Below are 21,297 nucleotides of genomic sequence, written 5' to 3' on the forward strand. Positions count from 1 at the left end.
TGCCGTCAAACGGCGGCGGGGTGAGCCCGGGCACCCGGCGTACACTGACCGTACTCGTTCCCACCAACCAGGTGCGGACAACGACCCAGGAGATCACCGGTGGCACAGACACCCTCCACGCTCGAGCGCGTCATCAACCTGGCCAAGCGCCGCGGCTTCGTCTTCCCCTGCGGGGAGATCTACGGCGGCACCCGGGCCGCCTGGGACTACGGCCCGCTGGGGGTCGAGCTCAAGGAGAACATCAAGCGCCAGTGGTGGCAGTACATGGTCCGCTCCCGCGACGACGTCGTGGGCCTGGACTCCTCGGTCATCCTGCCCCGGGAGGTGTGGGTGGCCTCCGGGCACGTGAGCGCCTTCACCGACCCGCTGGTGGAGTCCCTCCACACCCACCGGCGCTACCGGGCCGACGAGCTCATCGAGGCCTACGCCGAGCGCAAGGGCCTGGACCCCGACACCGTCCAGCTGTCCGACGTGCCCGACCCGGTCACCGGCCAGGCCGGCTCCTGGACCGAGCCGCGGGCCTTCTCCGGGCTGCTCAAGACCTTCCTGGGCCCGGTCGACGACGAGGCCGGCCTGCACTACCTGCGTCCCGAGACCGCCCAGGGCATCTTCGTCAACTTCGCCAACGTCATGAGCGCCGCCCGCAAGAGGCCGCCCTTCGGCATCGGCCAGGTGGGTAAGTCCTTCCGCAACGAGATCACCCCGGGCAACTTCATCTTCCGCACCCGGGAGTTCGAGCAGATGGAGCTGGAGTTCTTCTGCGAGCCGGGCACCGACGAGCAGTGGCACCAGTACTGGATCGACTACCGCAGGGCCTGGTACACCGGCCTGGGCATTAGCGAGGACAACCTGCGCCTCTACGAGCACCCCGCCGAGAAGCTCTCCCACTACTCCAAGCGCACCGTGGACCTGGAGTACCGCTTCGGGTTCGCAGGCTCGGAGTGGGGTGAGCTGGAGGGCATCGCCAACCGCACCGACTTCGACCTGTCCACCCACGCCAGGCACTCCGGCAAGGACCTGTCCTACTTCGACCAGTCCCGCGGCGAGCGCTGGACCCCCTACGTCATCGAGCCCAGCGCGGGGCTGACCCGCTCCCTCATGGCCTTCCTGGTGGAGGCCTACACCGAGGACGAGGCCCCCAACACCAAGGGCGGGGTGGACAGGCGGGTGCTGCTGCGGCTCGACCCGCGCCTGGCCCCGGTCAAGGCCGCCGTGCTGCCGCTGAGCCGTAAGGAGGAGCTCACCGCCCCGGCCCGGGAGCTGGCCGCGCGCCTGCGCCGGATCTGGAACGTGGAGTACGACGACGCCGGGGCGGTGGGCCGCCGCTACCGCCGCCAGGACGAGATCGGCACCCCCTTCTGCGTCACCTACGACTTCGACTCGCCCGGCGACGGCGCGGTCACCGTGCGCGAGCGCGACACCATGGTCCAGGAGCGCGTCCCGCTCGAGGGCGTGGAGCGCTACCTCACCGAGCGCCTCGTGGGCGCCTGAGGCGGGGGCGGGGTAATGGGCCACGGACACGGCCACTCCCACACGTCGGGGCCGCTGGTCCTGCCCGACCACGAGGCCCGGCGGGTCCGGTTCGTCCTGGCGGCGGTCATCGTGCCCCTGGTCCTGGCCGCCGTCGTCGGCATGGTGGTGCTCTGGCCCCGGGGGGAGGGCAGCCCGATCGGCTCGCGGCCCTTCGCCGCCCCGGGGGCGAGCCTGGAGACCGCCACGGTCACCTCCCTGGACGTGGACGACTGCCGCCAGGCCGCCGCCTCCCTGGGCGGCAGCGCGGACGCCTCCCTGCTGGCTGACGCGCTGTGCGCCAGGATCACCTCCGGGGCGGGCAAGGACCTGGTCCTGCCCGTCCACGTGCCCACCGAGTCCCGCCGGGTCGCCGACGTGGGCGACCGCCTGCAGGTCATGTACACGCCCTCGGCCCTGGCCGGGGGGACCCCCTACGTGTTCGTGGACTACCAGCGTCAGCTGCCGGTGGCGGCCCTGGGGGTCGTCTACCTGGTCCTGGTGGTGGCGGTGGCGGGCCGCCGCGGGGCGCTCAGCGTCGTCGGGCTGCTGCTGGCCACGGCGGTCCTGGTGCTCTTCATGATCCCGGCCCTGCTCTCCGGCCGCTCCCCCCTGGCGGTGACCCTGGTGGGCTCCACCACCATGATGCTGGTGGCCGTCTACGTGGCCCACGGGATATCGGTGCGTACCACCACGGCGCTGCTGGGCACCTTCGCCGGGGTGGTCATCACGGTCGGGCTGTCCCTGTGGGGGACCGGGGCAGCCAACCTGACCGGGGCCAGCGACGAGACCTCCGTGACGCTCATGAGCCTGGTGCCGGGCCTGAGCCTGACCTCCCTGCTGACCTGCGGCATGGTCATAGCCGGCCTGGGCGTCCTCAACGACGTGACCATCACCCAGGCCTCGGCCGTGTGGGAGCTGCACGCCGCCAACCCGGGGCTGTCCCGGGCGCGGCTGTTCACCGGCGGTATGAGGATCGGGCGGGACCACATCGCCTCGACGGTGTACACCCTGGCCTTCGCCTACGCGGGCACCGCCCTGCCCCTGATCCTGACGGCCTCCCTGATCGACCGGGCCGTGGTGGACACGGTCCTGAGCGGGGAGATCGCCGAGGAGGTGGTGCGTACCCTGGTGTCCTCCATCGGCCTGGTCCTGGCCATCCCGGTCACCACGGCCATTGCCGCCGCCCTGTGCCCCACCACGGCGGCCCCGGCCGCTCCCGCCCCCGAGCCGGATCCCGTGGCGGATCCCGGGCCGGATTCCGGGCCGCGGGAGGTGCGGCGTGGACGCCACAGCGCCTGAGCGCGCCCCCGGGGCGGCCCCGGCGCCCGGCCTCTTCCCCCCGCTGCGCATCGGGCCGCTCACCGTCACCGTCCCCGTGGGGCTCGCCCCCATGGCCGGGGTCACCAACGCCTCCTTCCGGCGCCTGTGCCGCGAGCAGGGGGAGTCGGCCCTGCCCGCCTCGCTGCGCCCGGGCGCCCCCGGCCCCCTGAGGGCGCCTGACGGGTCCCTGACGGCCCCGGCCGGCCTGTACGTCACCGAGATGGTCACCACCCGGGCGCTGGTGGAGCGCCGCGAGAGGACCCTGGCCATGGTCCGCCCCGACCCCGCCGAGCGGGTCCGCTCCGTCCAGCTCTACGGCGTGGACCCGGTGGTGGTGGGGCAGGCGGTGAGGATCCTGGTGGAGGAGGACCTGGCGGACCACATTGACCTCAACTTCGGCTGCCCTGTGCCCAAGGTCACCCGTAGGGGCGGGGGCGCGGCCCTGCCCTGGAAGCGCGACCTGCTGGCCGCGATCCTGCGTGAGACGGTCCGTGCCGCCGAGGCGGCCTCGCGCGCCGCCCGCCGCGACGTCCCCGTCCCGGTGACCATGAAGATGCGCATTGGCATCGACCCCGAGCACGAGACCTTCCTGGAGGCGGGGCGCACCGCCCAGGACGCCGGTATCGCCGCCGTCACCCTGCACGCCCGCACCGCCCGGGAGCACTACTCCGGGCACGCCCACTGGGAGCGGGTCGCCGCCCTCAAGGAGGCCGTGGACATCCCGGTCCTGGGCAACGGGGACGTCTGGACGGGGGACGACGCGGCGGCCATGATGCGTTCCACGGGGGCCGACGGGGTGGTCGTGGGGCGCGGCTGCCAGGGGCGCCCCTGGCTCCTCGCCGACATCGTCCACGCCCTGACCGGCTCGGGGGAGCGCGCCCGCCCCGACCTGGACGCCGTCCTGGACACGCTCCGGCAGCACGCCCGCCTCCTGGTGGCGGAGCTGGGGGAGGACCGGGGGGTACGCGACCTGCGCAAGCACGTGGGCTGGTACCTCAGGGGCTACCCGGTGGGCGGGGCCGGGCGCGCCGCCCTGGCCCGGGTGGGCTCCCTGGCCGGCCTGGAGGCCGCCCTGGAGCAGGTGCGCTCGGGCCTGCCCCGGGTCGTGCCCTACCCGGGCCAGGCCGTCGAGGGGCCGCGGGGCCGGGCCGGGGCGCCCCGACGACCCCACCTGCCCGACGGCTGGCTGGACTCACCCTACCTGTCCCCGGACCAGCGGGCCCTGCTACACTGTCCACTGGCGTGAACGCGGCAGGCAATACCTGTCCCCGGACCAGCGGGCCCTGCTGGGGCAGGCCGAGTCCGACGCCTCCGGCGGCTGAGAGAACGATGAGGAGCGGACAGTGCTCGCCCACGACCTTCTGGTACTGGATCTCCTGAGGATCCCGGCCCCGCCCACGGGGGAGGCGGATCTTCGCCCGCTGCTGGGGGAGGACCCGGACCAGCTGGCCCGGATCTACCTGGAGGGCTACCCTCCCGGCGTGGCGGCCGCGGACCTGGCCCAGGCCCGTGCCGAGATGGCCCTGACCCTTACCGGCGGGTACGGCGTCCTGCGGCCGGACGCCAGCCTGGTGGCGTACGACGGCGGGGCGGCCGTCGGGGCCGTCTTCACCGTCGAGCGCTCGATCTGGGACGCGGACCTCCCCGGCCCCTTCATTATCGACCTCGTCGTGGTCCCCGGCGCCCGGGGGCGGGGCACCGGGCGGGCGCTGCTGGGCGGCGCCGTGCGCGCCTGCGCCCGTGCCGGGGAGAAGACCCTCTCCCTGCGCACCGGCGAGGGGACCTCCGCGGCCGCCGCGCACCTGTACCGGGAGCTCGGCTTCCGGCCGCCGTCCTGACGTGCCGGGGCGTGCCGCTGGCGGTCAACGCGATGGGGGGGGGCACCTCGCCGTCCTGACGTTGAGTGCCACCCCCTGGGGGGCGGGCGGGGCCACACGTGTCGTACAGTGTGGGGCGTGACCCCGCAGACCCCAGGTGCCGCCCACACGCTCGTGCTCGTCCGCCACTCCAAGGCCTCCCACGACGCCCCCACGGACCTGGAGAGGCCCCTGACGCCCCGGGGGGTCGACCTGGCCGACGCCCTGGCCCGCAAGGTCAGCTCCCGCGTCCCCGAGGTCCAGACCCTCCTGGTCTCCCCGGCGGCCCGCACCCGTCAGACGGCCCTGCCCCTGGCCGACTACTACCCGCAGGCCGCCTTCGTGGTCGAGCCCGCCATCTACCACGCGGGGGTCGAGCGTATCCTCGCCCTCATCCGGGCCCTGGACGAGACCACCCGGGCCGGTGTCGTGGTCGGGCACGAGCCCACCATCAGCGCCCTGGCCTACGCCCTCCACGACGCCGACGACGACGAGCTGGCCCGCCAGGTCTCCTTCGGCCTGCCCACGGCCACCGCCTGCGTCCTGGAGGTCCCGGTGCCCTGGGCGGTCCTGGGGGCCCGCAGCGCCCACCTGTACGACGTCCTCAGCGCGCGCCGATAAGCTCCAGCACCGCCGCCAGGTCACGTACCCTCACGGCGGCCCGGGCGGCCCGGTCCACTACCGGCTTGGCGCAGAAGGCCACGCCGAGCCCCGCCGCGCGGAGCATGTCCAGGTCGTTGGCGCCGTCGCCCACGGCCAGGGTGCGCTCCAGGGGCACACGGTGCCGGGCGGCCCAGGCGCGCAGGCACCGCTCCTTGACGCCCCGGTCCACGACGCGGCCCAGGACCCGCCCGGTCAGGACGCCGTCGGCGACCTGCAGGCGGTTGGCCGCCACGTGGTCAATACCCAGGCGCCGGGCCAGGGGGCCCACCACCTCCTCAAAGCCGCCCGAGACCACCCCCACCGCGCAGCCCCTGGCGTGCAGGGTGCCAATGAGCTCCTGGGCGCCGGGGGTCAGGCGGACCTCGGCGAGCACCTCGGCGAAGACGCCCTCGCCCACGCCTTCGAGCGTGGCCACGCGCTCACGCAGGGAGGCGGCGAAGTCCAGCTCACCGCGCATGGCCCGCCTCGTGACCTCGGCGACCTGCGCCCGGGTGCCGGCGCGCTCGGCAATGAGCTCAATGACCTCCTGCTCAATGAGGGTGGAGTCCACGTCCATGACCAGCAGGCCGGGCCCCTCCTCCACCAGGGGGCCGCTGCTCAGCGCGCCACGAAGTCGCTCCATGGCCCCAGGCTAGCCCGGCCGGCCACCGCCCCGCAGCCGGCCCGGCTGTAAGAGAGAGTCCGGCCGGCCACCGGTGGGTGGCCGGCCGGACGGGTGCCGGGGGGGCCTCAGCGCGAGACCACCTGCCCCTTGGCCACCACGGTGATACCGGAGTCGGTCACGGTAAAGCCGCGCTCACGGTCGTGCTCGGGGTCGATCCCCACCATGGCGCCCTCCTCCACGCGGACGTACTTGTCCAGGATGGTGCGGTTGACCACCGTGTTACGGCCCACGTTCACCCCGTCCATGAGGACGGACTCGCGCACCGAGGACCAGGAGTTCACGCGCACCCCCGGGGACAGGACCGAGGAGATGACCTCACCGCCGGAGACGATGACACCGGGGGAGACGATCGAGTCCACCGCGTGGCCCAGGCGCTCGTGGTGGCCGTAGACGAACTTGGCCGGGGGCACGGAGTTCTGGCTCCCGGCGAAGACCGGCCACTGCTCGTTGTACAGGTTGAACACGGGGGTGACGCTAATGAGGTCCTGGTGGGCCTCGTAGAAGGCGTCCACGGTACCCACGTCACGCCAGTAGTCGCGGTCGCGCTCGGAGGCGCCGGGGACGTCGTTGTCCTTGAAGTCGTAGACGCCCGCGCCGCCCTGGGACACGAACCACGGCACGATGTTGCCGCCCATGTCGTGCTTGGAGTCCTCCTCGGCCGCGTCCTTGGTCACGGCCTCCATGAGGGCGTCGGCGCTGATAATGTAGTTGCCCATGGAGGCCAGGACCTCGTCGGGGGAGTCCGGCAGGCCGGGGGTCTCCTTGGGCTTCTCCACGAAGGCCTTGATGACGCCGCGGTGCTCGGGGTCGGACTCGATGACGCCGAACTGGTCCGCCAGCGAGCGCGGCTGGCGGATGCCCGCCACGGTGCACGGCAGTCCGGAGGCGACGTGGTGCTCCAGCATCTGGGAGAAGTCCATGCGGTAGATGTTGTCCGCACCGGTGATGACCACGTAGTCCGGGCGCTCGTCGTCGAGCAGGTTGAGGGACTGGTAGATGGCGTCGGCCGACCCGAGGAACCAGTGCTTGCCCACACGCTGCTGGGCGGGGACCGGGGCGACGTAGTTGCCGAGCATGGAGGACAGGCGCCAGGTCTTGGCGATGTGCCGGTCCAGGGAGTGGGACTTGTACTGGGTGAGCACCACGACCTTCAGGAAGCCGGAGTTGATCATGTTGGACAGTGAGAAGTCGATGAGCCGGTAGATCCCGCCGAAGGGGACGGCCGGCTTGGCGCGGTCGACGGTCAGGGGCATGAGGCGCTTGCCTTCACCGCCGGCGAGGATGATTGCGAGGACTCGAGGAGAAGCCATGGGCCAACCATACGGTGACCCCAGACACGTCCGCGACCAATCCGGAAAATTTGGGTCGGGCGCGTCGCGCCACAGGCTCCCCTCCACGCCCCTCAGGACCTGTGATCTAGGACCTATGGCCGGGCGACGGCGCCCCCGGGGCCCCCAGGGCCCGCCCCGGGGCGACACGGGCCCCCTCCACGCCCCAACATGTGACGCGCACCCTGTTTTACCGGGTACCGTCGGCCGTGGTGGCCACGAGCGCCACCGTCCGACCCCACCCCGAGCCCACAGAGGAGACGTGACTATGAGGGTTGACCTGCTCACCAAGGAGTACCCGCCGTACATCTACGGAGGAGCCGGCGTCCACGTCAACGAGCTGGCCAAGGTCCTGCGACCCCTCGCCGACGTCCGCGTCCACGCCTTCGGCGGCCCCCGCGAGGACGCCGAGCCAGGCGTTACCGGCTACCCCGAGATCGCCGAGCTCGAGGGCGCGAACGCGGCCCTGAAGACCTTCGGCGTGGACCTGGAGATGGCACAGGGCTGCCAGGGGGCGGACATCGTCCACTCCCACACCTGGTACGCCAACCTCGCTGGCCACCTGGCCTCCCTGCTCCACGGGGCCCCGCACGTGCTGTCCGCCCACTCCCTGGAGCCGCTGCGCCCCTGGAAGGCCGAGCAGCTCGGCGGCGGCTACGCCCTGTCCTCCTGGGCGGAGAAGACCGCCTACGAGGCCGCCGCCGGCATTATCGCGGTGTCCAACGGCATGCGCGCCGACATCCTGCGCTCCTACCCGGCCGTGGACCCCGAGCGGGTCAAGGTCGTCCACAACGGCATCGACCTGGACGCCTGGCAGCGCCCCGAGGGCGAGGAGGCCGCCGCCCAGGCCGCCGCCACCCTCAAGCGCCTGGGCATCGACCCCGACCGCCCCACGGTCGTCTTCGTGGGACGCATCACCCGACAGAAGGGCCTGCCCTACCTCCTGCGCGCCTGCGAGCTCCTGCCCGCCGAGGTCCAGGTGGTCCTGTGCGCCGGCGCCCCGGACACCGCCGAGATCAAGGCCGAGGTCGAGGGCCTGGTGGCACGCCTGCGCGAGAAGCGCACCGGCGTGGTCTGGGTCGAGGAGATGCTGCCCCGCCCCCAGCTCATCGCCGTCCTGACCGCCTCCGACGTCTTCGTGTGCCCCAGCGTCTACGAGCCCCTGGGCATCGTCAACCTGGAGGCCATGGCCGTGGGCCTGCCCGTGGTGGGCAGCGCCACCGGCGGCATCCCCGACGTCATCGTGGACGGCACCACCGGCCTGCTGGTGCCCATCGAGCAGGTCCAGGACGGCACCGGCACCCCGCTCCACCCCGAGATCTTCGTGTCCGACCTGGCCGAGCGCCTCACCAGCCTGGCCACGGACCCCGAGCGGGCCCGCCAGATGGGGGCCGCCTCCCGCAAGCGCGTCGAGGAGCACTTCTCCTGGCAGTCCATCGCCGTCAAGACGATGGCGGTCTACAACTGGGTGCTCCAGAACGGCTGACCGACCCAGGGCGGGGCGCGCAGGCGCCCCGCCCCGGCACCCCGCCCGGTAGCCCCTCTAGCTAGGCCCACCACTCGGTGGCCGCGCAGACGCCCCTGCGCGCCACAGCCAGCAGGGGACGCAGGACGTCGGCCCGGCGGGCGGCCTGGGCGGCGCTCGCGGCCGCGCCGTCGTCCTCCAGCGCCCGCTCGCACAGGCCCGCCAGCCGCAGAGAACGCTCCAGCAGGTCACGACGACGTGACGGCATCGGCGGCAGCAGACGCGGATCCACCACCGCGGTGACCAGGTCGGTGAGCTCGTCGGCCAGCTCAGGACGCTCCCTGGCCAGATCCAGGCCGGTCAGGGCCGCAATGGCCTCCTCGGTGGCCAGGTGGACCTCCCGGCGCAGCTGGGTGGCGTCCAGCGGCGGGACCACCACCTCCAGGACGTCGGCCCGCCAGGCCTCACCGTCCCCCTGCGGGATTAGGACCACGGCGGTCCCGGGCGGGTCGGCGGCACCCTCCAGGAGCACCGCCTGACCGCGGTCACCAGCCGGCACGCCGCCGGGGAGCCCGTGGCCGGGCACCGGCAGGAGCGCGGCACAGCGCCGCAGGGGACGGACGGCATCCAGCCAGGCCCCCAGGGGGACGAGCGCCCCGGTCCTCTGGTCACGGACCAGGTGGGGGCCCGGACCCGCGACGACCACGCCCCGGGAGGAGGGCAGGGGCGCCCACAGGGCCAGGAGGACACTGACCGGCGCACTGAGAGACGACATGGGACCAGAGCCTACGACGCCAGGCACACCCAGAGCCGACAGTTAGGACCTCTGTCACGGGTACACGCTAAGGTTAGGCCCATGACCAGTGTGCTTCGCCTCACCGACGTCTCCCTGCACCGGGGCGACACCCAGATCCTCTCCCACGTCAGCTGGGTGGTGGACGAGGGCCAGCACTGGGTGGTCCTGGGCCCCAACGGGGCGGGCAAGACCACCGTCTCACGCATCGCCGCAGCCCGCCTCTTCCCCTCCAGCGGGACCGTGGAGATCCTGGGGGAGAAGCTGGGGCGCGTGGACGTCAGCGAGCTCCGCCCCCGCATCGGCCTGACCTCCTCCGCCCTGGCCCAGCACGTCCAGGACCGGGAGAGCGTACTGGGCGTGGTCCTGTCCGCCTCCTACGGGCGGATCGGGGTGTGGCGCGAGGAGTACGACGCCCTCGACGTGGAACGGGCCCGGGCCCTGCTGGAGGCCCTGGGCGCCGACGGCCTAGCAGGACGCGCCTGGGGGAGCCTGTCCTCCGGGGAGCGCAAGCGGGTGGAGATCGCCCGCGCCCTCATGCCCGACCCCGAGCTCCTCATCCTGGACGAGCCCGCCTCAGGACTGGACGTGGCCGGACGCGAACAGCTCCTGGCCGCCCTGGCCGAGATCGTGCAGGCCCCCGGGGCCCCCGCCATGGTGCTGGTCACCCACCACCTGGAGGAGATCCCCCAGGGCTTCACCCACGCCCTGGCCCTGAGAGCAGGATCAGTGGTACGAGCCGCCCCCCTGACCCAGGTCCTGACCAGCCAGGTCATGAGCACCACCTTCGGCCTGGAGCTAGAGGTCAGCCACGACCGCGGACGCTACACCGCCCGCGGCGCCCTACCCGGCCCCACCAGGGGCGAGCACACGGCCTGAAGGGCCCCTACCCTCACCTCAAAAGCAAGGAGACAACTATGATCTGGCTCTGGTGGCTGGCGGCAGCGATCGCCCTGGGCGCCATCGAGACGCTCGTCACGGACCTGACCTTCCTCATGCTCTCCGGAGGCGCCCTGGGAGCCGTGCTCGTGGCGCTCCTAGGGGCGCCCCTGCCCCTCCAGGCACTCGTCTTCGTCATTGTCTCCGCACTCCTGCTCCTGGTGGTACGCCCCTGGGTCAGGGGCCGCCTGGCCGCCACCTCCCCAGGAGTACGCACCAACGCGGAGGCCCTCATCGGGCTCGAGGCAGTGACCCTGACCGAGGTCACGACCTCAGGAGGCCGCGTCCGCCTGGCCGGCGGGGACTGGAGCGCCCGCCTGGCCACCACCGGCCCGGCCGGCGCCCCCACCCCCCTGCCCGAGGGGACGGCGGTAAGAGTCACCGCTATCGACGGGGCCGTAGCCGTCGTCGTACCCCTACCCCGCCCCTGAGAACCCCACCGGCCCTCCCCAACCGGGGTGGGAACCGGCCCTCAAAAGTCCTTCAACAGAAAGGTGACCGCTGTGTCTGACAGCTCAGTCCAGACGATGACGATCGTCGTCGCAGCCCTCCTCGTCATCTTCGGCATTACCCTGATCGCCAAGGCCGTGAGAATCGTGCCGCAGTCCTACGCGATCATCGTCGAGCGCCTGGGCAAGTTCCAGGCCGAGTACGGCGCCGGGATGCACTTCCTGGTGCCCTTCATCGACCGCGTACGCACCACGGTCGACCTGCGCGAACAGGTCGTCTCCTTCCCCCCGCAGCCGGTGATCACCTCCGACAACCTCGTGGTGAGCATTGACTCGGTCATCTACTACCAAGTCACCGACCCCAGGCGGGCCACCTACGAGATCGCCAACTACCTCCAGGCCATCGAGCAGCTGACCGTCACCACCCTGCGTAACGTCATTGGCTCCATGGACCTGGAGCAGACCCTGACCAGCCGCGACCAGATCAACGGCCAGCTGCGCGGGGTCCTGGACCAGGCCACCGGCCGCTGGGGCATCCGGGTGAGCAACGTCGAGCTGAAGTCCATCGACCCCCCGGCCTCCATCCAGGGCGCCATGGAGCAGCAGATGCGCGCCGAGCGCGACAAGCGCGCCGCGGTACTGACCGCCGAGGGCGTCAAGCAGTCCCAGATCCTCACGGCCGAGGGCGACAAGCAGTCCGCCATCCTGCGCGCCGAAGGCCAGGCCCAGTCCGCCATCCTCAAGGCCCAGGGCGAGTCCCGCGCCATCCTCCAGGTCTTCGACGCCATCCACCGCGGCAACGCCGACCCCAAGCTGCTGGCCTACCAGTACCTCCAGACCCTGCCCAAGATCGCCAACGGCTCCTCGTCCAAGATGTGGATCGTGCCCACGGAGTTCACCGCGGCCCTGGACGGCATCGCCGGCGCCCTGGGCGGGGGAGGCAAGGACGACGGCCCCTCCGGCCCCGGCGACACCCCGGTGAGGGTGGACCTCTCAGGCATGGACACCGACCTGGGCATCGCCGGCGACCTGGCCGCCACCAACCTCCAGGCACCCGAGGACGCCCTGGCCGAGGCCCGCGGCGAGGTGGCCAGCGCCACCCACACCGCCGACCCGTCCACCCCCTCGCGCTCGCGGCACTCCGCCCCTGGCTCGCGTCCGGCGTCCGGCACCCCCAGGACCTACCCGCCCGCACCCGGCACCCCGGGGATGGTGGGCTACTGACCACCGCGAGAACGGTACTTATTGCTCGCGAGAACGGTACTTGTTCGTCGTGAGAACGGTACTTGTTCGTCGTGAGAACGGTACTTGTTCGTCGTGAGAACGGTACTTGTTCGTCGCGAGAACGGTACTTATTTCCCGTGGCCTGGGCTGCTGAGCTCCGCGCCGGGCCCGCGCCCACGGACGTAGGGGCCGCGGTGGGGTGGTGGCAACGTCCTCCACCACCCCACCGCTTCTCGTCGGTCTCCCTTCCGGGTAGGGCACCGCCAGCGGGCGAGGGCCTCAGGGCCGCGGACGGGAGACCGGGGCGGGAGGCGCGCGCCCAGCAGCGGCCCGCGCCGGGGACCAGGACGGTTCCTGGCGCCCAGCCCCGCGCCCCCGTCCCGTCGGACGGCGCGGTGCGTACAGTGGCCGCATGATCATCACCCTGGACCGGGCGGACGACGAGCGGCTCACGGACTACACGCGCCTGACCGACGTGGCCCTGCGCCGTCGGCTGGAGACGCGGCGGGGCCTGTACATGGCCGAGTCCACCAAGGTGGTCGCCCGGGCGGTGGCCGCCGGGCACGTCCCGCGCTCCTTCCTTATGAGCGGGCGCCACTACGAGCAGATGCGCCCGGTCGTCGCCGCCGCGGTGGGCACGGGCGGGCGGGAGGACGGCGGGGACGTGCCGGTGTTCCTGGCGCCGGAGGAGGTGCTGGAGTCCGTCACCGGCTTCCACCTGCACCGTGGCGCCCTGGCCGCCATGAACCGCCCCGCCCTGCCCGGCCTCGACGAGCTCCTGGCCACCGCGCGCTCGGGCGGGCCAGCGCGCCGCGTCGCCGTCCTGGAGGACCTGGTCGACCACACCAACGTGGGAGCCGCCTTCCGCAGCGCCGCGGCCCTGGGCGTTGACGCCGTCCTGGTCACCCCGCGCTGCGCCGACCCCCTCTACCGGCGCAGCGTACGGGTCTCCATGGGCACGGTCTTCCAGGTGCCCTGGACGCGGACCGGGCGCTGGCCCGACCTGGACGGGCTGCACGCGGCGGGTATGACCGTGGCCGCCCTGGCCCTGAGCCGGGAGTCGGTGGACCTGGAGGAGTTCGCGGCCTCGGAGGCCTGCACGGCCCCGGACTCGCGGGTGGCCCTCGTGCTGGGAACCGAGGGGGACGGCCTGAGCACGCGGACCCTGGCCGCCGCCGACGTCGTCGTGCGCATCCCCATGGCCGGGGCGGTGGACTCCCTCAACGTGGCCGCGGCGGCGGCCGTCGCCTTCTGGGCCCTGCGCACCTGACCCACCGCGACACCGTGACACCGCGAGAACGGTACTTATTGCCCGTGAGAACGGTACTTGTTCGCCGTGAGAACGGGTGTGTCGCACCTGAGACAGAGGTACAGCCTCAAAAAAAGGCTAAGATGATGTACCATACAGTATGGACCGAGTAGCACAACCACTGCGTCGTACTGATATCTATGAGACAGAGCTCGCCGTGCCGGGTAGGTCCGAGCTCGTACGGCTGCGCCGAGGTACCTACCAGCGCACTGACATCACCCGGCAGCACTGGGAGATCGCCCAGGAGCGCCACGCGCTGCTTCTCGGGGCCGTGAGCGACGAGGGGCTCGACGGCGTCGTCGGATGGGAGAGCGCGGTCCTCCTCCACGGAGGACGGACGCTGACGGTTCCGGGCAAGGTGGATCTCATCCGCTCGCACCACTCCTCGGGCCTCAGGCGTCCGCCGACCCGCCGCGACCCCGAGCGGCCCTCCGCCCGGTCCCTGGGGCCCTCCGGCCACCGGCGGGTGCTGGGGCAGCGCCCCATTGTCCGCCACTGCTACACGTTGGGGGAGCACGAGGTCGTCACGATCGAGGGGCTGAGGGTCACGAGCCTTGAGCGCACCCTGGAGGACTGCGCGCGGTTCCTCCCTGCCGACCGTGCCCTGGCGGCCGCGGACTCGCTCGTCGCGGTGGCCGCTGGCGCGGGGCGTTGTCCCTGGGGTCGCCGCCCCGAGGTCGAGGCCAGGGCCGCGGACCTGCGGCGTCAGGTTGAGAAGGCGCTTGCGCGACGGCGGGGCGAGCGCGGGGTCCGGCAGGCTCGCGCCGTCGTGGCGGCCATGACGCCCCTGAGCCAGTCCGTGTGGGAGAGCGAGCTGCGCCGTCTGTGCCTGGCCTACGGCATCGTGGCGCCGGAGCCGCAGATGCCGGTTCGGACGCGTGCGGGGGAGTTCTACGCCGACCTGGGCTGGCGGGAGGCGCGCCTCGTGGTGGAGGTGGACGGTGCGGTGAAGTACCAGGACGACGCCGAGCGGACCCTGCGGGCCCAGCAGTGGCGTGAGCGCGCCATCAGCGACGCGGGCTTCCTCGTCATCCGCTTTACCCCCGAGGCGGTCTGCGACGGCTCCTGGGTGGTCGACCGCCTGCGTGGCGAGCTGCCCCGGACAATGACTGAGGGCGCGCCGGTCGTCGCGCTGCGTACGGCCGCTGAGCGTCGTCGTGCGGGCTGACGGAGCCGGGCGTCAGGGAAGCTGCGGCGGAACCCGTTCTCGCGACGAATAAGTACCGTTCTCACGAGCAACAAGTACCGTTCTCACGACGAACAAGTACCGTTCTCACGACGAATAAGTACCGTTCTCACGGGACGGGGGCGGGGACCGTGGTGGTCCCCGCCCCCGGGGGCGGTGCGGTAGGGGTCAGGCCGTCACGCGATCTGGGGTCAGGCCGTCACGCGCAGCAGCGGGGCGCCGGAGGCGACGCTGCCGGGTGCCACGAGCTCCACGGAGGAGAACTTGGCGGTGTTGGTGACGATCACCGGGGTCACCAGGGAGTACCCGGCGGCCTCCACCACGGAGCGGTCCACCCGCACCAGGACGTCGCCGGCACGCACCCGGTCGCCCTTGGCGACCTTCACGTCAAAGCCCTTGCCCTCGAGGTTGACGGTGTCCAGGCCCACGTGGATGAGGATCTCCACGCCGCTGTCCAGGGACAAGCCGTAGGCGTGGCCGGAGCCCATGGCGACCACGACGGTGCCGTCAGCCGGGGCGGTCACCACGACGTCGCCCGAGGGGTCCACGCCCGCGCCGCCGCCCATGGCCCCGGAGGCGAAGACCGGGTCGGGGACGGCGTCCAGGGCCATGGCGGACCCGGTCAGGGGGGAGGCGATCTCGGTGACGGTCCCGGGGACCAGGGCGGGGGCGGTTGCCTGGGCGCCACCCTGCTCCAGGGCGAGGTCGGCGGCGGTCTCCTCGGCGGAGGCCTCCGCGACGCCCGCCGCGGCCAGGGCCTCGGCCCTCTCCTCCTTGGTGCGGTAGTTGAAGAAGAGGATGAGGGTGAAGGAGGTGGCGAAGGCCGCCACGACCGCGACCGCGTAGAGGAACATGGGGTTGAACACCGGGATGGTCAGCAGCGAGGTGAAGACGAAGGTGTTGGTCTTGACGCCGCCGCCAATGCCCTCAATAAGGCCTCCCACGAAGCAGCCCACCAGCATAAAGGGGTAGATGCGCTTGAAGCGCAGGTGGATACCGTACAGGCTGGGCTCGGAGATACCGCCCAGGAGGCCTGCGAAGAGGGCGCCGGTGGCGGTCTGGCGCATCTCCTTGTCCCTGTCCCGGACGGACCACACCAGGACGGCGGCGGTGGCGCCGAAGCAGGCGAAGTTCCACGCCCCCATGGGGCCCTGAATAAAGTCGGTCTTGCCCGTGGCCTCGGAGGCGATATTGGCGAGCATGAGGGCGTTGAGCGGCCAGTGCAGGCCCAGGGGCACCAGGAAGGGGTAGACCATGGGGATGACAATGGCGAAGACGATCGGGGCGTGGGCGTTGAGCCAGAAGAGTCCCGTGCCCAGGCCGGTGCCGACCCAGATCCCGATGGGGCCGATAATGAAGGCCGTCACGGGCATCATAATGCAGAAGGAGAGGAAGGGCACGAAGACCATCTGGACGTTGTCCGGGACGATCTTGACCAGGAGCTTGTAGACCCCCGCCAGTACCACGACCATGAGCAGCGGCACAAAGACCTGGCCGCCGTACTCATTGAGCTGCATGGGCAGGCCCATAATGTGCGCGGTGCACAGGTCCTTGTTCAGGGTCTCATTGTGGATGCAGGTGGTACTCGGGTGGTTCGTGAGCTCGAGGAACTCCGGGGTGAGGAGAGCCGTCATAATGGAGGCCCCCACCCAGGGGTCGATCTTGAGCTTATTGGAGGCGTTGTAGGCCACCATGAGCGGCAGGAAGTAGAAGACGCTGCGGAACATGGCGTCCACGAAGAGCAGCGTGGCCGGCTTGTCCGCGGCCTCGGCGTGGGTGTCGATGAGCTCGAAGGCCTCGCAGATGGCCTCGCCGGCGATAATGAGGGAGGCTCCCAGCAGCACCGGCAGGAGCGGACGGAAGGAGTCCGAGAGGTACTCGAAGAAGGCGTCCACCCAGGCGTTCTTGCCCCGGGCCTTGGCGCGGGCGGCGGCCTTGACGTCGGCGTCAGAGGGGTGGGCGGCGTTCTTCATCTCGGGCAGGTTGCTGATCTGCTCGTAGACACTGGCGACGGCACCGCCGATGACAATCTGGTAGCGGTCACCGGCCTGGGGCACCGCGCCCAGGACGCCGGGGATCGCCTCGACAGTGGCCTTGTCGACGACGGAGGCGTCGCGGAGCTCGAAGCGTAGGCGCGTGGCGCAGTGGGTCAGGTGCGTGATGTTCTCTGCGCCACCGACGGCCGCGAGGATCGCCTCGGGTGTCGATGTGGTTGTTGCCATGTGTGGCCTTTCCGTGGGCCGCCGGCCCTTTAGGGGCCAAGCGGTGTTGGGCGGGGGTGCGAGGTGCTGCTCCTGGGGACGGCGTCTGCCTGAGACGACACGGTGTGCCAGGCGCGACGCGGTCGCCGGGGCGGAGGACCTCCCTGCGAGTCTAGTCACATGTTCCCCGTCTGGCAGAAAAATCTACGGGTCGATCGCCGAGAAGTTCACGGAGCCCGTGTGTCAAACGAGGGTCACAGGGGATCCGCGCCCTGGTGCGGCCCCGCTCGTGCGCACAGGCTGTGGGTAACCCGGGCGAGAACCTACCGCAAGGTCTATTCGGTGGCCGGTCCACGGCCCCGAGTGCTAGACCTTTAAGAATAGTTGACGTGCTCTCACGCTACCTAACAGCCTCTCGGGCTATGCAGGGCATCGAGCACTCTACCGGCACGCGGCGGACAGAGGAAGAACGACCATGACCACCACGCAGATCCCCCCGACGACCACCAACGACACCACCCCCGAGGAGCCCGCCCCCGGCCTGTACGGGCCACGGGGCTGGACCACCCGCACGCCCCTGTGGTACCTGCTGCGCACCTTCCCCACCCAGCCGGTCTACCAGCCCGACGGCAGCCTCCTGCCCGGCTACCTGCTGACGGACGGGGCGCCCCGGGAGGAGTACGTGACCTTCGCGGGCCTGACCTGCGAGGCCGCCCTGGACCTCCTGGAGTGGCTCCCCGCACAGGCCCTGGAGGACCGGCAGAACAACGGCCCCACCCTGCGCAGCCTCCTGCGGGCCTGCGCCGCCAGCGGGGACAGGCTCCTGCTGTGCGGCTACGGCATCGGCCCCCAGCGCAGCGACGAGCGCGTCAGCGTCGAGGCGCTGTGGCTGCGCGACGAGGACCTGGGAGGCTACCGGGTGTCCCCCGAGCACGACGCCGGCTGCCAGTGCGAGAGCCTGTGGAAGGTGGTGGCCGCCCGCTACCAGCTCGACGCCGCGGCCGTGCCCGACGAGATCCTCCGGATGGCGCCGCCCTGGGGCGGGGGTGAGAGCGGCTGGTGGTTCTGGTGGGACTGACCGCCCGGCCCGTTACCATGGCGCGCGTGATCAACGTCCAGGACCTCACCATGCGTATCGGTGCCCGCCAGCTCGTCGCCCACGCCTCCTTCCGCGTCGACAAGGGCATGCGGATCGGCCTCGTGGGGCGCAACGGGGCGGGGAAGACCACCATGACCAAGCTCCTGGCAGCCGCCTCCGTGGCCCAGGGCACCAGCCAGGCCGTGGCCGACGCCGACGACCGCCACGGCCTGGCCGCCGTCGAGCACGAGGGCACCATCACCTGCAACGGCTCGGTGGGCTACCTGCCCCAGGACACCAAGGTCGGCGACCTCACCCAGGCCGCCCGCGACCGGATCCTCTCGGCCCGCGGCATCGACGCCCTGCTGGCCCGCATCCACAAGGCCGAGGAGCGCATCTCCACCACCCAGGGGGCGGCCCAGGCCAGGGCCCTGGACCGCTACACGCGCCTGGACCACGAGTTCACCATGGCCGGCGGCTACGCGGCCGCCTCCGAGGCCGCCCGCATCGCCGCCGCCCTGGGCCTGCCCGACCGCGTGCTGGACCAGGGCGTCGGCACCCTGTCGGGGGGCCAGCGGCGGCGCGTGGAGCTGGCCCGCGTCCTGTTCCAGCGGCCCGACACCCTCCTGCTGGACGAGCCCACCAACCACCTCGACCACGACTCCGTGCTGTGGCTGCGCGACCACCTGCGCACCTACTCAGGGGGCTTCGTGGTCATTAGCCACGACGTCGAGCTGCTGCGCGACACCGTCAACCAGGTCATGTACCTGGACGCCAGCCGGGGCGCGCTGGACGTCTACCACCTGGGCTGGGACGCCTACCTCAGGCAGCGGGCCGACGACGAGCACCGCCGACGCCGCGAGCGGGTCAACGCGGAGAAGAAGGCCGCGGCCCTGCGCGCCCAGGGGGAGAAGATGCGCGCCAAGGCCACCAAGGCCGTGGCCGCCCAGCAGATGCTCAGGCGGGCCGACAGGCTCCTGTCCGGCCTGGAGGCCGAGCGGGCCGCGGAGAAGGTCGCCCGCCTGCGCTTTCCCGAGCCCGCCCCCTGCGGGAAGACCCCCCTGCGCGCGACCGGCCTGTCCAAGGCCTACGGCTCCCTGGAGGTCTTCGCCGGGGTGGACCTGGCCGTCGACCGGGGCAGCCGGGTGGTGGTCCTGGGCCTCAACGGCGCGGGCAAGACCACCCTCCTGCGGCTCCTGTCGGGTACCGAGCAGCCCGACTCGGGCCGGGTCGTGGCCGGCACCGGGCTGAGGGTCGGCTACTACGCCCAGGAGCACGAGACCATTGACACCACCCTGACCGTGGTGGAGAACCTGCGCGCCGCGGCCCCGGGCCTGGACGACACCCGGGTGCGCAGCGTGCTGGGCTCCTTCCTGTTCTCGGGGGCCGACGCCGACAAGCCCGCCCGGGTGCTCTCCGGGGGGGAGAAGACCCGCCTGGCCCTGGCCACCCTGGTGGTCTCCGGGGCCAACGTGCTCCTGCTGGACGAGCCCACCAACAACCTCGACCCCGCCAGCCGCGAGGAGATCCTGGGGGCCCTGGGCACCTACGAGGGCGCTGTCGTCCTGGTCACCCACGACGAGGGGGCCGTCGAGGCGCTCAGCCCTGACCGGGTCCTCCTGCTGCCCGACGGCGACGAGGACCTGTGGTCGGACTCCTACCTCGAGCTGGTCACCCTGGCCTGAGACGCGGCGTCGGCCACGCTGGGCCCGGGTACCGACGCCGCGGGCGACAGGACGTAGAGTGTGCGCCGGGAACACAACCCACCCCCGAGGCGTTCGAGTCCAGGGTGCCCCGCCCCGCTGCCAGCGCCGTCCCGGCGCCCCGGACATGAGGAGAACATAATGGCTGAAGCCACGACTACCGAGCCCACGACCCAGGCCCCCGGGCACGAGGTCCTCCTGACCCAGGCGGCGGCCGCCAAGGTCGCCAGCCTCCTGATCCAGGAGGGCCGTGACGACCTGCGCCTGCGGGTGGCGGTCCAGCCCGGCGGCTGCTCGGGCCTGGTCTACCAGCTCTACTTCGACGAGCGGACCCTGGACGGCGACGCCGTGCGCGCCTTCTCCACCGGGGACCCCCAGATGCCTCAGGTCGAGGTCGTCGTGGACCGCATGAGCGTGCCCTACCTCACCGGTGCCACGATCGACTTCGCCGACACCATCGAGAAGCAGGGCTTCACCATCGACAACCCCAACGCCACCGGCACCTGCGCCTGTGGCGAGTCCTTCCACTGACCCCAGGTGCGTGAGCGGGCCACGGGGCACCCCCCGCCCGCCACGGACCGTACGACCAGAAGGAGCCCCTGTGCGTCGCACACCCCTTGCCCTGGCCTCACTCGTCCTGACCGGGGCGATCGTCCTGACCGGGTGCAGCTCCGGCCCGACGGACACCGAGGTGGAGTCCACCACCACCCCTACCCAGGCCACCGTCCCCGTGAACAACAAGACGGACTGCTCCGACCTGACCATTGACAAGGACAACACGGCGCTGCCGAGCGTGTCCGGCGACGCCGGGCAGGAGCCGACACCGACCTGGACCGGGCAGGAGGCCCCGACCAACCTCACCGTCAAGACCCTCGCGGCCGGGGACGGCGACCCCGTGGCCCAGGACAGCTGGGTGGTGACCGACTACGTCGGCTGGCAGTGGAACAAGGACAAGCCGTTCGACTCCTCCTACAGCCGCGGGAAGGCGTCCTCCTTCAGCCTGGGCGGGGTGGTGCCGGGCTGGCGCTGCGGGCTCAACAAGCACAGGGTGGGCGACCGCCTGGAGATCTCCGTGCCGCCCGAGCTCGGCTACGGCAACGACGAGAGCGTGGGCCCCGCCGGCACGCTGGTCTTCGTCGTGGAGATCAAGGACGTGTTCACGGTCGCCGAGGTCACCGCGGGGACCAAGGACGCCACCGTGGAGGGCGAGCAGGCCCTGGCCGACCGCGGCATCACCGTCAACGGCGCCCTGGGGACCCCCGCCACCATTACCGTCAAAGACGGGGCCACCGAGCCGACCCAGCCCGAGATCATCGTCCTGGCACGCGGCACCGGGGAGGCCGTCACCGCCCAGTCCACCATCATCACCCAGCACGCGGCCACGGACTGGACCAACTCCAAGGACCAGTCCACCTGGAAGACGGGCAAGCCCGACACCATCTCCATGGCCTCCTCACCGGCCCTGGCCGGCCTGGTAGGGGTCCCGATGGGCTCGCGGGTGGTCATCCTGCTGCCCGGCGCCAAGGTCGGTGAGCCCGCCGCCGCCTTTGTCATGGACCTGGACCGCCTGGCCTGAGCGGGTCCCCGGACGCGGCGCGGCGCGGGTC

18 protein-coding genes and 1 pseudogene are annotated in these 21,297 nt (G+C 71.8%); 15 read left to right on the forward strand and 4 right to left on the reverse strand.

Annotated elements, in window-relative coordinates; translation table 11 throughout:
* Positions 1-99: 99 nt before the first annotated feature.
* From JJJ15_RS00205 to JJJ15_RS00225, 5 genes and pseudogenes are all read left to right on the forward strand, one after another.
* Entirely contained in the window at positions 100-1,491 is a 1,392-nt protein-coding gene (locus JJJ15_RS00205; RefSeq protein ID WP_200511033.1) for a glycine--tRNA ligase, read from the forward strand.
* 15 nt (positions 1,492-1,506) lie between these two features.
* Positions 1,507-2,811, forward strand: a complete 1,305-nt coding sequence (locus JJJ15_RS00210; protein WP_200511034.1) for a YibE/F family protein — start codon at positions 1,507-1,509, stop codon at positions 2,809-2,811.
* A 91-nt stretch (positions 2,812-2,902) separates the two neighbouring features.
* Positions 2,903-4,154: pseudogene (gene dusB, locus JJJ15_RS00215) on the forward strand (tRNA dihydrouridine synthase DusB).
* A gap of 21 nt (positions 4,155-4,175) precedes the next feature.
* A complete protein-coding gene (locus JJJ15_RS00220; protein WP_200511035.1) occupies positions 4,176-4,670 on the forward strand; it encodes a GNAT family N-acetyltransferase in 495 nt (164 codons plus the stop codon).
* A 117-nt stretch (positions 4,671-4,787) separates the two neighbouring features.
* Positions 4,788-5,309 (forward strand): histidine phosphatase family protein, encoded by a 522-nt coding sequence (locus JJJ15_RS00225; RefSeq protein WP_200511036.1) that lies wholly within the window; start codon positions 4,788-4,790, stop codon positions 5,307-5,309.
* Here the strand turns inward: JJJ15_RS00225 and serB are convergent.
* Positions 5,293-5,973 carry a phosphoserine phosphatase SerB gene (serB, locus tag JJJ15_RS00230; RefSeq protein WP_200511037.1) on the reverse strand — a complete coding sequence of 227 codons (681 nt, stop codon included), beginning with the start codon at positions 5,971-5,973 and terminating at the stop codon, positions 5,293-5,295. The genes JJJ15_RS00225 and serB overlap by 17 nt on opposite strands.
* Before the next feature lie 107 nt (positions 5,974-6,080).
* A complete protein-coding gene (gene glgC / locus JJJ15_RS00235; RefSeq protein ID WP_200511038.1) occupies positions 6,081-7,325 on the reverse strand; it encodes a glucose-1-phosphate adenylyltransferase in 1,245 nt (414 codons plus the stop codon).
* 286 nt (positions 7,326-7,611) lie between these two features.
* Here glgC and glgA point away from each other — a divergent pair, with 286 nt between their 5' ends.
* Entirely contained in the window at positions 7,612-8,829 is a 1,218-nt protein-coding gene (gene glgA, locus JJJ15_RS00240) for a glycogen synthase (RefSeq protein WP_106109010.1), read from the forward strand.
* Between the two features lie 61 nt (positions 8,830-8,890).
* Here the strand turns inward: glgA and JJJ15_RS00245 are convergent, their stop codons facing one another.
* A complete protein-coding gene (locus tag JJJ15_RS00245; protein WP_200511039.1) occupies positions 8,891-9,583 on the reverse strand; it encodes a hypothetical protein in 693 nt (230 codons plus the stop codon).
* 81 nt (positions 9,584-9,664) lie between these two features.
* Between JJJ15_RS00245 and JJJ15_RS00250 the strand changes: the two genes are divergently transcribed.
* The 5 genes from JJJ15_RS00250 (at position 9,665) to JJJ15_RS00270 (ending at position 14,690) form a co-directional block, all read left to right on the forward strand.
* Complete coding sequence (locus tag JJJ15_RS00250) at positions 9,665-10,480, forward strand: ABC transporter ATP-binding protein (RefSeq protein ID WP_200511040.1); 816 nt, start codon at positions 9,665-9,667, stop codon at positions 10,478-10,480.
* Between the two features lie 38 nt (positions 10,481-10,518).
* Positions 10,519-10,971 carry an NfeD family protein gene (locus JJJ15_RS00255; RefSeq protein ID WP_200511041.1) on the forward strand — a complete coding sequence of 151 codons (453 nt, stop codon included), beginning with the start codon at positions 10,519-10,521 and terminating at the stop codon, positions 10,969-10,971.
* A 96-nt stretch (positions 10,972-11,067) separates the two neighbouring features.
* On the forward strand, positions 11,068-12,213 hold the full coding sequence (locus JJJ15_RS00260; protein ID WP_200511848.1) for an SPFH domain-containing protein: 1,146 nt from the start codon (positions 11,068-11,070) through the stop codon (positions 12,211-12,213).
* A gap of 412 nt (positions 12,214-12,625) precedes the next feature.
* Positions 12,626-13,483, forward strand: coding sequence for an RNA methyltransferase (locus JJJ15_RS00265; protein ID WP_200511042.1), 858 nt, complete (start codon positions 12,626-12,628; stop codon positions 13,481-13,483).
* Positions 13,484-13,622: 139 nt separating this feature from the next.
* Positions 13,623-14,690 carry a DUF559 domain-containing protein gene (locus tag JJJ15_RS00270; RefSeq protein ID WP_200511043.1) on the forward strand — a complete coding sequence of 356 codons (1,068 nt, stop codon included), beginning with the start codon at positions 13,623-13,625 and terminating at the stop codon, positions 14,688-14,690.
* Positions 14,691-14,899: 209 nt separating this feature from the next.
* On the opposite strand, the gene JJJ15_RS00275 is transcribed toward JJJ15_RS00270, so the two are convergent.
* Entirely contained in the window at positions 14,900-16,930 is a 2,031-nt protein-coding gene (locus tag JJJ15_RS00275; RefSeq protein WP_200511044.1) for a glucose PTS transporter subunit IIA, read from the reverse strand.
* Positions 16,931-17,384: 454 nt separating this feature from the next.
* On the opposite strand from JJJ15_RS00275, the gene JJJ15_RS00280 reads away from it, so the two are divergent.
* The 4 genes from JJJ15_RS00280 to JJJ15_RS00295 all read left to right on the forward strand — a co-directional run bounded on the left by JJJ15_RS00280 (position 17,385) and on the right by JJJ15_RS00295 (position 21,266).
* The gene (locus JJJ15_RS00280; protein ID WP_246742084.1) at positions 17,385-17,987 is read left to right on the forward strand and encodes a hypothetical protein; all 603 of its coding nucleotides are present in this window, start codon (positions 17,385-17,387) and stop codon (positions 17,985-17,987) included.
* A gap of 26 nt (positions 17,988-18,013) precedes the next feature.
* Entirely contained in the window at positions 18,014-19,672 is a 1,659-nt protein-coding gene (locus JJJ15_RS00285; protein ID WP_174714746.1) for an ABC-F family ATP-binding cassette domain-containing protein, read from the forward strand.
* A gap of 159 nt (positions 19,673-19,831) precedes the next feature.
* Positions 19,832-20,221, forward strand: a complete 390-nt coding sequence (locus tag JJJ15_RS00290) for an iron-sulfur cluster assembly accessory protein (RefSeq protein WP_200511045.1) — start codon at positions 19,832-19,834, stop codon at positions 20,219-20,221.
* 70 nt (positions 20,222-20,291) lie between these two features.
* Positions 20,292-21,266: an FKBP-type peptidyl-prolyl cis-trans isomerase gene (locus JJJ15_RS00295; RefSeq protein WP_200511046.1), complete on the forward strand. Its 975-nt coding sequence runs from the start codon at positions 20,292-20,294 to the stop codon at positions 21,264-21,266.
* Positions 21,267-21,297: the final 31 nt, after the last annotated feature.

The sequence above is a fragment of the Actinomyces sp. HMT897 genome (assembly GCF_016626125.1).
In the GTDB taxonomy this organism is placed as follows: Bacteria; Actinomycetota; Actinomycetes; order Actinomycetales; family Actinomycetaceae; genus Actinomyces.